Genomic DNA, 12465 nt, shown 5'->3' with positions numbered 1-12465 from the left:
GGGCGAACTCGACAGATCGGAGCACATCACCATGCCTGCACTCAGGGATATGCGCGGCGACCACACTGTGACGCTGCAGGTCGCGGCCATGGCCAGCGCCACGACCGACAACGAGCAGCTCGGCTTCGTCGTGCCGTTCAACGCGAAGGTCACCGCCGTGAAGTGGGTGCCGTCGGCGGCCGTCACCGCGAACGGCACGAACTACTCGGTGCTCAGCGTCCGGAACCGCAAGGCGGACGCCTCCGGGTCCGCGCTGCCGGCCACCCGCTCGTACGCGGCCACGAACAGCTCGCAGTTCGTGCCGGAGGACTGCACGCTGTCCGGCACGGCATCGGACCTGCTGGTGAACGCCGGCGACGTCTTGACCGTCCAGATGATCCACACCGCGTCCGGGGTCGTCATCCCGGCCGGTTCCGTCCGGATCAGCTACCAGGCGCGCTGATGACCGCAACCGGCGCCGTCGCGCTGACCGGCTCGAACCAGGCGGTCAGCGCGACCCCGGCCTTCTACGCGGGGTTCAGCATCCGGGAGACCGCCGGGTCCACGGCCGTCGTGCGGATCTGGGACAACCCCTCGGCCGCGTCCGGGACCGTGCTGGAGGAGATCGGCTTCGCCGCCAACGAGTCCGCCCGGGAGTACTACCCGGGCGGCGTGTGGGCGACGAAGGGGATCTACGTCCAGGTTGTGTCCGGGACGGTCGCGGGCAGCGTGCGGATCGGCTGATGGGATCCTCGGGGCGCTACACCGCGTACTATGCGCCGACGTGGCGGATGGCGAAGTACCTTCAGCCGTCCTCGGTCGTCACCCAGCTGCAGTCCGGGCACGGCTGGACGAGCAACGGCACGGGGGTGACCTCCAACCTCAACAACACGACCGCGGGCCTGCCGGTCATCGGCACCCAGTGCGCCAGCCTCACCACCGGCGGCGGGGGCGCCCAATCGAACCTGCGGAAATTTGCCGGCACGATCCCCGACACCACGGGGAAGGCCGTACGCCTGCGGGTCCGCTGCGACGACATTACGCACCTGAACGAGCTCGACTTCTACCTGGGGACATCGAGCCTCGGCAGCAACTACAAGTGGCAGTTCCACATCCAGGGGGCCAGCGCGCTCGTCACCTCCGGCGACTGGGTCACGGTCGTGCTGAACTTCGGCGACGCGACCACGACGGGGACGCCGGCGCGGAGCGGTCTCACGGACGCGCAGCTGCAGGCATGGGACGACAACACCGGCAACGCGGTGACCGTCCACCTCCAGAGCGTCGAGTTGGTCGCAGACCCGTCGGCGACCTACCCGAACGGCCTCGTCAGCTTCTGTTTCGATGACGCCTATCAGTCGGTGTGGGACCTGCTGAAGCCTCGCCTGGACCTGTACGGCTACCCGGCGTCGGTGTACGTGATCGCCGACATCGTCGGTACGGGCGTCGGCGCGGCTGCTCGGCTCACCTGGGCGGAGCTGCGGGCCCTTCAGGACTCCTGCGGCTGGGAGATCAGCGGGCACGCTGCGACGGACGCCGACCACTCCTCCACGCTCACCTCGATGACGGCCGCGCAGGTGGATGCGGATCTGCGGTCCCTGAAGGCGCAGATGCGGGACAACGGGCTGCACGGGGATGGGTACGCCTACCCGCTCGGGCAGTTCGGGCGCACGGTGGACGGGCAGCCGACCGGGCCGATCGTCGAGCGGTACTTCGCCTACGCCCGCACCACGGCGTCCCGGACGAAGCATGAGCACACGGTGCCGGGTGACCCGCTGCGGATCCGCGGCCTGTCGGGTATCTCCACGTTCGCCGGCGGCATCACGCCGACGTCGCTGACGACGACCTCGACGGGCGTGCTGGACGTGGCGAAGGCGAACGCCTCCTGGGTGGTCCTGGTCTTCCATCAGGGCACGACCGGCACGGTCGACGCCACGACGAAGGTCCTGCAGTCCGACTTCAACTCCATCGTCGACAAGGTCAACACCAACGCGATGCAGGTGCTGACGGTCGCCGACGTGCTGCGGGGGTGAGCATGAAGACCCGGGTAATGCGCACGTCGGCGTCGGTCCTGACGCACCGGTTCGAGGTCGGCGAGACGGCCACGGACTCGACCACCGCGGTGACGGTCACGGTGACGGACCCGTCCGGCGCGACGGTGGCGTCCGGGACGGCCACGCACGGCGCGACGGGGACGTACACGTACGCCCTGCCGCCACAGGCCGCCCTGACGGTGCTCGCGGTCGCCTGGTCGGCGACGATCGGCGGCGCGGCGGTCGTCGAGACCGACACCGTTGAGGTGGTCGGCGGGTTCATGTTCACCCTGTCGGAGGGCCGCAACTCGGACGCCTCCCTCGCGGACCGCGACAAGTACCCGACGGCCGACCTGGACGCCAAGCGGCTGGAGGTCGAGGAGGAGTGCGAGCGGATCTGCGACCGCAGCTTCGTCCCGCGGTACGCCCGCGTCACCGTGGATGGCTCCGGCTCGGCCGATCTGGTGCTGCCGCATCCGGACCCGGACCGTACCGCGGCGCACGTCCGCACGATCCGGTCGGTGTCGATGGCGCAGCGCTCCGGCGGCGTGCCGGTCGCGTTCACCTCCGCCGAGCTGGCCGCGCTGGTTGTGCGCGGCGACAGCCTGGTCTCCCGCTCCGACGGGCTGTTCTGGGCTGAAGGGTACGGCAACGTCGTCGTCGAGTACGAGTACGGCCTCGACGGGCCAGCGCTCGAACTGAAGCGCGCAGCCATGGGGCGCCTGCGGTCCCTGTTGAACGCGAACAAGACCGGCATCCCTGATCGGGCATCGAGCTTCACGGCGGGCGATGGCGGCACGTACCGGCTCGACATGCCGGGCGCGTGGAAGACCGGCCTCCCGGCGGTCGACGCGGTGTACGCCCGGTACTCCCGGCGCTCTGGCGCCGGGGCGGCGGGCGGGCGGCCGATCCCTGCGTCCCGGACGCTGGACTACGACCCGCAGCGGAACTCGCTGATGCACGGCGGGCCGCGCTGATGCCCGGCACGAACGTCGTCGCAGCCAAGAAGGCGCTGCTGGCGATCGTCGCCGACACTCCGGCACTTCGAGGCGTCCAGGCGCTCTACCAGTGGACCGGCGAGGCCGAGCGCGAGGTCATCTTCTGCGGGAAGGCCCGCTTCGAGCGCGAGAACGCCGACATGGCCGCGGATCCGGCCGAGACGCTGACGATCGACCTGCATGTCGGCGTGGCATTCCCCGGCGGCTCGGCCGAGGAAGCGGAGACGCGGGCGGTCCAGATCGGCGCTCTGATCGAGGCGGCCCTGACCGCTGACCCGCGTCTCGGCGAGCGCGTGCCGGGTCTGCTGTTCGCGGAGATCGCCTCCGGTGAGGCCGACGTCGTCCCGTACGACGAAGAGGTCCGCGCCGAGATCGTCTACCAGGTCAGTCTCCTGTCGCATCTGAGGTGACGCAGTGGCCGACGACATCGCGCGGTTCATCCGCCACTTCGGCGACGTCCCCAAGGACATCAAAAAAGAGATCCGCCCCGAGTTGCGCGCGGCCGGCGAGCTGGTCGCGGCTCAGGCCCGCGTCAACGCCTCGTGGTCGACGCGGATCCCCCGGGCGACACGGGTGTCGGTGAGCTTCGCCAAGCGCAAGCCGGGCGTGTCGGTGGTCGTCGACCGGCGGAAGGCGCCGCATGCCCGCCCGTTCGAGCATGGCGGCCGACAAGGCGAGTTCCGCCATCCGGTGTACGGCCACCGCGACCGCTGGGTCCCTCAGGAGGCGCGGCCGTTCCTGGAACCCGCGGCGGACGCCCGCGCCGGCGAGGCCGCCAAACGTATCGAGAACGCCGTCGACCGGGTGATCCGGGCCGACTTCGAGAAATAGGGAGCGGCATGTGGCTGCATTGACCAAGAACGTCGCGGGCCCGGCTGGGCTCCGCGTGGACACGCTGTTTGTGGCCGCCTCGGCGGGCGGTGACACCGCGCCGACCGGCTCGGGCGTCGAGCTGCGGGTGAAGAACGGCAGCGGCTCGGCCGTGACCGTGACGATCGCCTTCCCAGGCAAATACGACGGGGACCAGACCGTGGCCGGGAGGACGTTCTCCGTTCCAGCGACGACGGGCGAGTTCACGATCCCGCTGCGGGACATCTACAAGGACCCGGCGACCGGTCTAGCGTCCATCACCTACTCGGCGACCACGACGGTCACGGTCTGCGTGGTGAGTGTCCCGTGAGCGGCGTGCGGATGCGGCACCCGGAGCTGGACGAGGAGCAGATCATCACCGTCGCCGAGTCGGCGGTGCCGTTCCACGCCACGGCCGGATGGGTCGTCGTCGAGGACGACGACAGCGAGCAGGCCGCCGGCGACCGCGCCGACAGCGGCCAGGTCGACGGCGGCGAGAAGCCGAAGAGCGGGCGAGCGCGGGCCAGCGCGGCGCCGGAGAAGAAGGAGCAGGACTGATGGTCGCCACGCCGATCTCCGCGAGCAGCCGGTACGTCAACGTCAACACGACGGTCGTGTACTGGGTGCCAACGATCGCGAACAAGAACAGCCCGACTCGGTCGGAGCTGAACGCGGGTACGAACCTTGTCGGTGAGAACTCGGCCGCAAGCGGCTGGACCGTCAAGACCGACTTGGTCGAGACGCCGACCATGGCAAACCGGTTCACCCCGAAGATTCCCGGTCGGATCCAGGCTGACGATTCGTCGCTGACGATGTACATGGACCTGGGCGGCACGGACGCCCGGGCGCTGATGCCGGCCGACACGAACGGGTTCATCGTGTGGTGTGACGGCGGCGACGTGACCGGCCGGAAGATGGACGTCTACCCGGTGCGGGTCGCGAGCCACAGCAAGCCCCGGAGCACGGAGGCGAAGGAAGCGGCCACCGTGGAGATCATGTACGCGATCACCGACCAGCCCGCCGAGTACGTCACCATCCCGTGAGCGATCCGTCGATCACAATCCATGGCATCCCGGCGTCGGTCTCGCGTGCCCAGGTCGCCGAAGCGATCCGGGCCCTCGGCATCGACCCCACCGACGTGTGCGGCCTGTCGTTCGACGACGCGGCCGTACTCGTCGAGGTCTACGCCAGCGAGCGCCCGGCCAGCACGCCCGCGTGGCGCTGGACGGCCGACGGCAAGGACGCCGCCACGCACCGCCTGACCATCCCCATCGTCGACCAGGCGCACGAGTGAGCCGACGCCGCATCGAGCCCGCGCCGGCGCTCGGCCTGGTGGTGATGGCCGCCCTGACCGGCCTGCGCGCTGGTGCCGGTCAATGGCCTACGGCGGCGGTCGACGCTGCCGCGCTCCTCATCTTCCTGTACGTGCTCCTCCGCCCGCTGCGGAGGTCGAAAGGAACCCGCATGACCCTGCTGTCCAAGGAAGCGATCTTCGGCGCGGACGACCGCCGATACGAGGACGTGGCCGTCCCCGAGTGGGGCGGAACCGTCCGCCTGCGCTCCCTGACCGGCGAGGAACGCGACCGGTACGAGGCGTCCATGGTCAAACGCGTCGGGGGCAAGCAGGTCGAGGACCTGCGCAACGCCCGCGCCCGGCTCGTCGTCCTGGCCGCCGTCGACGAGACCGGCGCGCCGCTGTTCGATGCCAACGACGCCGCCGCCCTCGGCCGCCGCAACGCGGGCGCCCTCGACAGGCTCTTCGAAGCCGCCTGCCGCCTGTCCGGCATCTCCGACGGTGACGTCAAGGAGCTGGAGGAAAATTTCGGCGAAGGCCAGAGCGAGCCGCCTACTTCCGACTCGCCCTCAGCCTCGGCTGCACCGTCGCCGAGCTCCTCGCCCGCATCTCCTCCCGCGAACTCACCGAGTGGATGGCCTTTGAACGGCAGTACGGCCCCCTCGGCCCAGCCCGAGCCGACACGCTGACGGCGATTCTCGCCGCCACCATCGCCAACACCAACCGCGACCCGGAGTCCACCCCCGTGACCCCGGGCGACTTCATGCCGGACTGGCCTGCTCGATGGGACGACGAGGAGGACGAGCCCGGTGGCGACGATTAAGAACCTCCTCATCAGGATCGGCGTCGAGGAGGACACCTCCCGGGGGATCCGGAAGGTCACCGGCGAGCTAGAGAAGACCTCCAAGGAAGCCGACAAGGCCGACAAGAGCAGCAATCGGCTGTCGGGCACCCTGAGCAAGCTTGGGAAGATCAGCGGCAGCGGCCTGGCCAAGCTCGGCAGCGCCGCGATCACGGCAGGGAAGGGCATCGCCGTCCTGGCCGCAGCCGCCGGTGGCCTGAACACCGTCGTCCAGGCGGCGACGGCGCTGGCGCCGTTGGCCGGCCTGTACTTGCTGATCCCTGGTGCGGCCCTGGGGGCTGCGGCGGCGCTCGGCACACTGAAACTCGCCATCAGCGGCGTCAGTGAAGGCTTCAAGGCCGCGTTGGGCAATGACCCGAAGAAATACGCCGAGGCGTTGAAGACTCTGCCGCCGGCGGCCCGGTCGGTGGCGACCGAGCTGCACAAGCTCGCCCCGGAGCTGAAGTCGATCCAGGCGACGGCCGCGCAGAACCTGTTCGCTCCGTTGCACGGCCAGCTGACGGCCGTGGCGAAGGTCCTCGTCGGGCCGGTGAAACAGGGCGTGGCCGATGTCGGCCTGCAGTTTGGGCTGGTGGCCCGGCAGGCGGCTCTGTTTCTGCGGCAGACGGCGACGGCCGCGGTGCTGCGGCAGACGTTCTCGACCGTCGCGGGTTCGATCCATCAGCTGATCCCGGCCCTTCAGCCGGTGCTGATCGGGTTCCGGAATCTGGCGAGCGTCGGCCTGCAGTTCCTGCCGCAGATCGCCGGGTCGGTGAGCGTGATCGCGCAGCGGTTCGGGCTGTGGCTGCAGCGGGCGGTCGCGACGGGCCGCGCAACGGCGTGGATCCAGAACGCCCTGGCCACGCTGAAGCAGATCGGCGGCGTGCTGTCGAACGTCGGCGGCATCTTGAAGAGCGTCTTCAGCGCGGCAAGCGCGGGCGGCTCGCAGTTCCTCGGCATTCTCGGCGCCGCCCTCGCCCAGTTGAACGCCTTCCTCAAGACGGCGCAGGGACAGGCGGCGCTCACCTCAATCTTCCAGACGCTCGGGGCGATCGGCACGACCCTGGGGCCGGTGATCGGCGCGCTGGTCACGCAGGTGGGCACGCTGGCGCGGCCGCTCGGCCAGCTGGCGCAGCTGGTCGGCCCGATCCTGCTGACAGCGATCAACGCCCTCGGCCCGGCCTTGGCGTTGATTGCGCCCGGCTTGCAGGCCCTGTTCGGGGGGCTGTCTCAGGCGGTGACGGCGATTGCCGCCAGCGGGGCACTCCCGGCGCTCGGTCAGGCGATCGCGCAGATCGGTATCGCGGCCGCGCCACTGCTGCCGGTGGTGGGTCAGCTCGCAGCGCTCTTGGCGAAGAATCTGGCGGCGTCGGTCACGACGCTGCTCGCGGTGCTCGGACCGGTGATCTCCGCCCTAGCGCAGAGCCTCGCACCGATCCTTCCGCAGATCGCGGCCGCGTTTTCGCAGCTCGCAGTGGCCATGGCCCCGATCGCAACGCAGTTCGGTCAGCAGCTCGGGCAGGCGCTGGTGAAGATCCTTCCGCCGCTGCTGCAGATCGTGCCGCAGCTGCTTCAGGGCCTGGTTCCGGCACTGGTTGATCTGCTGACCGCCTTGCAGCCGTTGATGCCGCAGCTGATCCAGCTCGGCGTCGTACTCGCTCAGAACCTCGCGCAGTCGCTTCCGCTGCTGCTCCCATCGCTGATCCACTTTGTGGAGCTACTGGTGGATCTGGTGGCCATGGCGGTGCCGGTTGTCGGCTGGATACTCCGGATCTCGACGGCGCTGGCGGGTGACCTGGGCACGGGGTTGACGACGGCGCTCAAGCTGGTCGCCGCCATGGTCGACGGAGTGATCCGCCTCTTCCGCGACCTGTTCGACATCTTGCTGGGTCACAGCATCATCCCGGACATCGTGCGCGGCACCATCAGCTGGTTCGCGCAGTTGCCGGGCCGAGTGGCTGGGATCTTCTACAGCATGGCGGCCGGCGCGATCAGCCAGGCGGCCGGGCTACTGCGGTACGTCTCGGGGATCCCGGGTGCGATCGCCCGGACCTTCGCCGGGGCCGGAAGCTGGCTGTACAACGCGGGCCGCGCCATCATGATCGGCTTGTGGGACGGCGTCGCCAGCCTCTGGAACTGGCTGGTCGCCCGATTCCGTGACCTCACGAACTTGATCCCGCGCATCAAGGGCCCGCCGGAGAAGGACCGGCGGCTGCTGACCCCGGCCGGTGTCGCGATCATGCAGGGCCTGGGCGAGGGCATCGCCTCGCAGATTCCTGCGCTGCGGTCGACGCTGGGGCGCGTCACGAACGCGATTGCGCTGCCGGGTGCGGGCGTCCAGGCCGCGCCGGCGGCCGCGGGCGCCGCTGCAGGAGCTCCGCGCGGTGTGACTGCGGCGGCCGGCGGGGGCGGCGGCACGGTGGTGCTTGAGGTCCGCTCCGGCGGCTCGAAGGTGGACGACCTGCTGGTGGAGTTGCTGCGTAAGGCCGTGCGGGTCCACGGCGGCGGGAACGTGCAGCTTGCTCTCGGGGACAGCTGATGGCCGTAACGATCACGCAGTTCTACTCCAGCGTCTACCACGATCCGGGCAGCGTCGTGTGGAGCCCTGTCTCGGGCAGTGCTGGCGACTGGCTCATCGTCTTGCACGGCAACAACATCGGCACTCTCGCCGACATGGGCGGCGACCCGGGCAAGAAGCAGGGTGGCTGGCCGGCGGGCGCCTGGCAGCTCCTCGCCGCGGTCGATGCAGGCGTCGGTCTGCCGAAGTGGCGGGCCTGGGCGACCAAGCTCATCGACTCCAACTCGCGGAATCTCTCGCTGGACGCCCCCAATGGCGGAGAACTGCACTCGTATCTGTACGTCGTGCGGGGCACCCGGCCGGGCGACGACGCCCTCCAGGTCTTCTCCGTGGGTGCGGCCAGCTCGGCGACCTCGGCGGTGAGTCAGCCGGTCGCTCTGTATGCCCCGGACGATTCGGGTCTGCTGATCGGCGCATGGCTCTCGGGGGGTGTGGTGGACTACACCTCGCTCGGCCCGCTGACGGCCCGTGCCGAGCTGGACAGCACGGTATCGACGTCGCGTGCTGGCGAGCAGACCATCACCGCGCACGGCCCCTCGACGCGCACGGCGACGGCGTCGGTGGCCAATCCCTGGGCTGCGATATCCGTCGTGGCGCGGGACGCCACGGGCGCGGTGACGTTCCCGAATCAGTCGCTCCAGGTCCGCGCCGAGCTTGCACTCGGCGCGTCCCCGGACGCCGACCCGGCGACCTGGGCGGCGACCTGGACGGACATCACGAGCGACGTGTATGCCCGCGACCCGATCACGATCACGCGCGGCCGAGCGGATGAGGCGTCCACGGTCGGCCCCAGCACCATGTCGCTGGAAGTGACCAACGCCGCCGGGAAGTACACCCGCTTGAACCCGACCGGCCCCTATTACGGGAAGCTCAGCAAGAACACTCCCATCCGGCTCTGGGTGAACCCGGGCAGCGGATGGGACCTGCGATACACCGGGTTCGTCAGCGAGTGGCCGCCGCGGCAGCAGGGCGGCGGCGTCGACCAGCACATGCCCATCACCGCGTCCGGAATCGTCCGCCGGATGAACCAGGGCAAGACCCTGCGCAGCGCGCTGTACCGGGCGATCACCGCGCGCGGCGGATACACCGCGTATTGGCCACTGGAGTCCGATCCCGCGGCGGGCATTCCCGGTGCCGCGCCGATGCGGTTGCTCGGCCCGAGCAGCTTCACCTCAGGCGGTCCGGCAGGATCGGCCGGGGCGATGACGTTCGACTCGACCGGCACGGCGTCGGCGACGGTCGTCGGCATGCCGAACATCAACAAGTGGCGGATCAGCTGGTGGCTGGACATCCCGAGTGATTTCGACGCCGCCAACGACTACAGCAACATGATGTATTGGACGACCTCCGGATCGAACGCGGACCAGTGGTTCTGCTACGTCCCGGCCGGACAGGGCGGCAAGCTCGCGATCGACAACTTCCAATCCGGCGTGTCGGAGTTCGCTGTGGTCGGAAACGTCGACCTGCGTGGCCGTGGCCCCGTCCTCGTCACCGCGTGGGCACAGCCGAGCGGCAGCGACGTCGCCCTTGGGATCAAGATCGCCGGAGACGGTTTCACCGACAGCGTCTACACGTTCGCGACCGCTGACACGGTCTTCCCGGTCAACTCGATCGGCATCAACCTGGGGCAGTACGCCAACAACAACCCCACCCCAAAGGGCACGATCTCTCACCTGCTGGTGTCGATCGACAACGACCCGTTCAACTACGACCCGACCTGGGAGTACAACGCCGGGACCGGATATACGGGGGAGCGCGCGGCCGACAGGGCCCGCCGCATCGCTGACGAAGAGGGTCTACCGCTCGTCATCGTCGGTGACGACGGCACCTCCGAGCCGATGGGGCCGCAGCCCGTTGACAAGCTGCTCGGCATTCTTCGGGATTGTGAGGCCGCTGATGGCGGGCAGCTGTATGAGGCGCGCGGCGGCCGCCTGGCGTACCGGACCCGCTCCTCCCGCTACAACGCCGCAGCGGTCCTGACGCTCGACCACTCCGCCGGGCACACCGCCCCGCCGTTCGAACCGCAGGATGACGACCAGCGCACCCGCAACGACGTCACCGCCTCCCGCCCGGACGGCGGCGCGGCGCGCGTCGTCGACACCGACTCGATCGACACCGTCGGCCTGTACGACGAGAGCATCGCCGTCAACGTGGCGTCCGACGACCAACTCGACGACCAGGCCGGCTGGCGCGTGCACCTCGGCACCGCCGATGACTACCGGTACCCGTCGATCAGCCCGAACCTTAACGGCAAGGCCGTCTCGCTCCTCCCCGGGTGGCTCGCCCTCGACGCCGGAAAGGCCATCGCCGTCACCAACCCCAGCAACGACCTGCCGCCCGGCACCATCGCGACCTTCGCCGAGGGCTACACCGAGGCGATCGACCTCGTCTCCTGGACGGCCACCATCAACGCGAGTCCCGGGCAGCCATGGAGGGTCGCCGTCCTCGACGACACGGTCCTCGGCCGCCTCGACACCGACGGCTGCGCACTCACCGACCCGGTCACCTCCACAGCGACCACGCTGCGAGTGTCGACCTACTCGGGGCCGCCGTGGACCACGGATCCCGCCGAAATGCCGTTCGACATCACGATCGGCGGCGAGCAGATGACCGTCACCGGCACGACCGCCCTCGGCGACGACTTCACCCGCACCGTCTCCAACGGCTGGGGAAGCGCGGCGTACGGCCCGGCCTGGACGGTCGCGGGCGGCTCCGCGTCCGACTACGCGGTCGCCTCTGGTGCCGCGACGATGAGCTTGTCGACGAGGAACGACCAGCGCATCGCCACCCTCGGCCAGACCGTGTACGGGTCGGACATCACCGTCCGCTGGAAGCTCAGCGCGGTGCCCACCGGCGACAGCCTGTTCGTGTACGTCCTGTCCCACTTCCAGAGCATCACGACAGGCTGGTACTCGCTGCGCATCCAGGTGTACGCCGGGGGGGCAATCGGCGTCGCCATCGAAGGCGGCCCGCCGGCCTTTACGCTCATCGCCGCCGAGGTCGCCATCCCGACCATCACCGTCGCCGCGAACACCTGGTACCGGGCCCGGTTCTCCGTCCAGTCCGGGACGCTGCTGGGGAAGGTCTGGGTGGACGGGGCGACGGAGCCACCCGCATGGACCGTCGCGGGCACCAACAGCACGCTCACCTCCGGACAGGTCGGGATGCGCGCGTTCGTGCCCTCCACGAACACCAACACCCTGCCGGTGACGCTGAGCTGGGATGACCTTTCGCTGGCCGCGACACAGCAGCTCACCGTCACCCGCGCCGTCAACGGCGTCAGCAAGAGCCACCCAGCAGGCGAGGACGTGCGCCTCGCCCAGCCGATGATCCTCGCCCTGTAGGAGCCCCCTTGCCGTACCCCGTGTTCACGGCCGGGCAGCGCCTGACGGCCGCCCTGCTGTCGGCGATGCAGGTCAACCTCGTGCGCAAACTGTCCGACCAGACGGTCAGCAACTCGACGACCCTCGTGAACGCGACCGACCTGTCGATCCCGGTCGCCGCGAACGCGACCTACCTCGTACGGCTGCGGGCGTCGTACTCGGCGTCAACCACCGGCGACGTCAAGTTCTCGTGGACGTCGCCGTCGGGCGCCACCGTGCAGCGGTACATCATCGGGCCGACGTCCGGCACCACCGACACCTCCGCGACCACCGTGCAGATGCGGCGCCGCTCCGGTACGGCCTCGCCCGCCGGCGGTGACGGCACCGCGAACTTCTCGACCTATCAAGAGGACATCTCGGTGCAGACGACCGGCACGGCCGGGACATTGCAGCTGCAGTTCGCGCAGAACACGGTCGACGCCGCGAACGGCACGATCCTGCGCGCCGACAGCTACATCGAGTACCTGCGGATCGCCTGAGGAGGCCCCATGTCCATCGAACGCGCTCTGGTGA

The 12465-nt window shown here is 69.7% G+C and carries 15 protein-coding genes; all 15 read left to right on the top strand.

The window, feature by feature from the left end; all coding sequences use genetic code 11:
- The first annotated feature begins 31 nt into the window (after positions 1–31).
- Genes ABEA24_RS17645 through ABEA24_RS17580 form a run of 15 tightly spaced genes read left to right on the top strand, consistent with a single transcriptional unit; the run spans position 32 to position 12431 of the window.
- Complete coding sequence (locus ABEA24_RS17645; protein WP_345431947.1) at positions 32–442, top strand: hypothetical protein; 411 nt, start codon at positions 32–34, stop codon at positions 440–442.
- Positions 442–723: a hypothetical protein gene (locus tag ABEA24_RS17640; protein WP_345431946.1), complete on the top strand. Its 282-nt coding sequence runs from the start codon at positions 442–444 to the stop codon at positions 721–723. The genes ABEA24_RS17645 and ABEA24_RS17640 overlap by 1 nt, the downstream gene beginning before the upstream one ends.
- A complete protein-coding gene (locus tag ABEA24_RS17635; RefSeq protein ID WP_345431945.1) occupies positions 723–2009 on the top strand; it encodes a polysaccharide deacetylase family protein in 1287 nt (428 codons plus the stop codon). Before ABEA24_RS17640 ends, ABEA24_RS17635 begins: the two co-directional genes overlap by 1 nt.
- 2 nt (positions 2010–2011) lie before the next feature.
- On the top strand, positions 2012–2986 hold the full coding sequence (locus ABEA24_RS17630) for a hypothetical protein (RefSeq protein WP_345431944.1): 975 nt from the start codon (positions 2012–2014) through the stop codon (positions 2984–2986).
- On the top strand, positions 2986–3417 hold the full coding sequence (locus tag ABEA24_RS17625; protein ID WP_345431943.1) for a hypothetical protein: 432 nt from the start codon (positions 2986–2988) through the stop codon (positions 3415–3417). Before ABEA24_RS17630 ends, ABEA24_RS17625 begins: the two co-directional genes overlap by 1 nt.
- A gap of 4 nt (positions 3418–3421) precedes the next feature.
- Positions 3422–3838 carry an HK97 gp10 family phage protein gene (locus tag ABEA24_RS17620; RefSeq protein ID WP_345431942.1) on the top strand — a complete coding sequence of 139 codons (417 nt, stop codon included), beginning with the start codon at positions 3422–3424 and terminating at the stop codon, positions 3836–3838.
- A 10-nt stretch (positions 3839–3848) separates the two neighbouring features.
- Positions 3849–4187 (top strand): hypothetical protein, encoded by a 339-nt coding sequence (locus ABEA24_RS17615; RefSeq protein ID WP_345431941.1) that lies wholly within the window; start codon positions 3849–3851, stop codon positions 4185–4187.
- Complete coding sequence (locus ABEA24_RS17610; protein ID WP_345431940.1) at positions 4184–4414, top strand: hypothetical protein; 231 nt, start codon at positions 4184–4186, stop codon at positions 4412–4414. The genes ABEA24_RS17615 and ABEA24_RS17610 overlap by 4 nt, the downstream gene beginning before the upstream one ends.
- Positions 4414–4899 (top strand): phage tail tube protein, encoded by a 486-nt coding sequence (locus ABEA24_RS17605; protein ID WP_345431939.1) that lies wholly within the window; start codon positions 4414–4416, stop codon positions 4897–4899. Before ABEA24_RS17610 ends, ABEA24_RS17605 begins: the two co-directional genes overlap by 1 nt.
- Positions 4896–5150 (top strand): hypothetical protein, encoded by a 255-nt coding sequence (locus ABEA24_RS17600; protein ID WP_345431938.1) that lies wholly within the window; start codon positions 4896–4898, stop codon positions 5148–5150. Before ABEA24_RS17605 ends, ABEA24_RS17600 begins: the two co-directional genes overlap by 4 nt.
- Positions 5147–5839: a hypothetical protein gene (locus ABEA24_RS17595; protein ID WP_345431937.1), complete on the top strand. Its 693-nt coding sequence runs from the start codon at positions 5147–5149 to the stop codon at positions 5837–5839. The genes ABEA24_RS17600 and ABEA24_RS17595 overlap by 4 nt, the downstream gene beginning before the upstream one ends.
- Positions 5785–5973: a phage tail assembly protein T gene (locus ABEA24_RS53555; RefSeq protein ID WP_425551200.1), complete on the top strand. Its 189-nt coding sequence runs from the start codon at positions 5785–5787 to the stop codon at positions 5971–5973. The genes ABEA24_RS17595 and ABEA24_RS53555 overlap by 55 nt, the downstream gene beginning before the upstream one ends.
- Entirely contained in the window at positions 5960–8530 is a 2571-nt protein-coding gene (locus ABEA24_RS17590; RefSeq protein WP_345431936.1) for a phage tail protein, read from the top strand. The genes ABEA24_RS53555 and ABEA24_RS17590 overlap by 14 nt, the downstream gene beginning before the upstream one ends.
- Positions 8530–11913, top strand: a complete 3384-nt coding sequence (locus tag ABEA24_RS17585) for a hypothetical protein (RefSeq protein WP_345431935.1) — start codon at positions 8530–8532, stop codon at positions 11911–11913. Before ABEA24_RS17590 ends, ABEA24_RS17585 begins: the two co-directional genes overlap by 1 nt.
- 8 nt (positions 11914–11921) lie before the next feature.
- Positions 11922–12431, top strand: coding sequence for a hypothetical protein (locus ABEA24_RS17580; protein ID WP_345431934.1), 510 nt, complete (start codon positions 11922–11924; stop codon positions 12429–12431).
- Positions 12432–12465: the final 34 nt, after the last annotated feature.

Source organism: Actinoallomurus vinaceus, assembly GCF_039542055.1.
Classification (GTDB): Bacteria; Actinomycetota; Actinomycetes; order Streptosporangiales; family Streptosporangiaceae; genus Actinoallomurus; species Actinoallomurus vinaceus.
This window is presented reverse-complemented; position numbering and strand designations above follow the sequence as displayed.

Bases quoted from the DNA above. Each gene is read 5' to 3' on its own strand.
- ABEA24_RS17645 (WP_345431947.1), top strand. From the start codon at position 32: ATGCCTGCACTCAGGGATATGCGCGGCGACCACACTGTGACGCTGCAG.
- ABEA24_RS17640 (WP_345431946.1), top strand. From the start codon at position 442: ATGACCGCAACCGGCGCCGTCGCGCTGACCGGCTCGAACCAGGCGGTC.
- ABEA24_RS17635 (WP_345431945.1), top strand. From the start codon at position 723: ATGGGATCCTCGGGGCGCTACACCGCGTACTATGCGCCGACGTGGCGG.
- ABEA24_RS17630 (WP_345431944.1), top strand. From the start codon at position 2,012: ATGAAGACCCGGGTAATGCGCACGTCGGCGTCGGTCCTGACGCACCGG.
- ABEA24_RS17625 (WP_345431943.1), top strand. From the start codon at position 2,986: ATGCCCGGCACGAACGTCGTCGCAGCCAAGAAGGCGCTGCTGGCGATC.
- ABEA24_RS17605 (WP_345431939.1), top strand. From the start codon at position 4,414: ATGGTCGCCACGCCGATCTCCGCGAGCAGCCGGTACGTCAACGTCAAC.
- ABEA24_RS53555 (WP_425551200.1), top strand. From the start codon at position 5,785: ATGGCCTTTGAACGGCAGTACGGCCCCCTCGGCCCAGCCCGAGCCGAC.
- ABEA24_RS17585 (WP_345431935.1), top strand. From the start codon at position 8,530: ATGGCCGTAACGATCACGCAGTTCTACTCCAGCGTCTACCACGATCCG.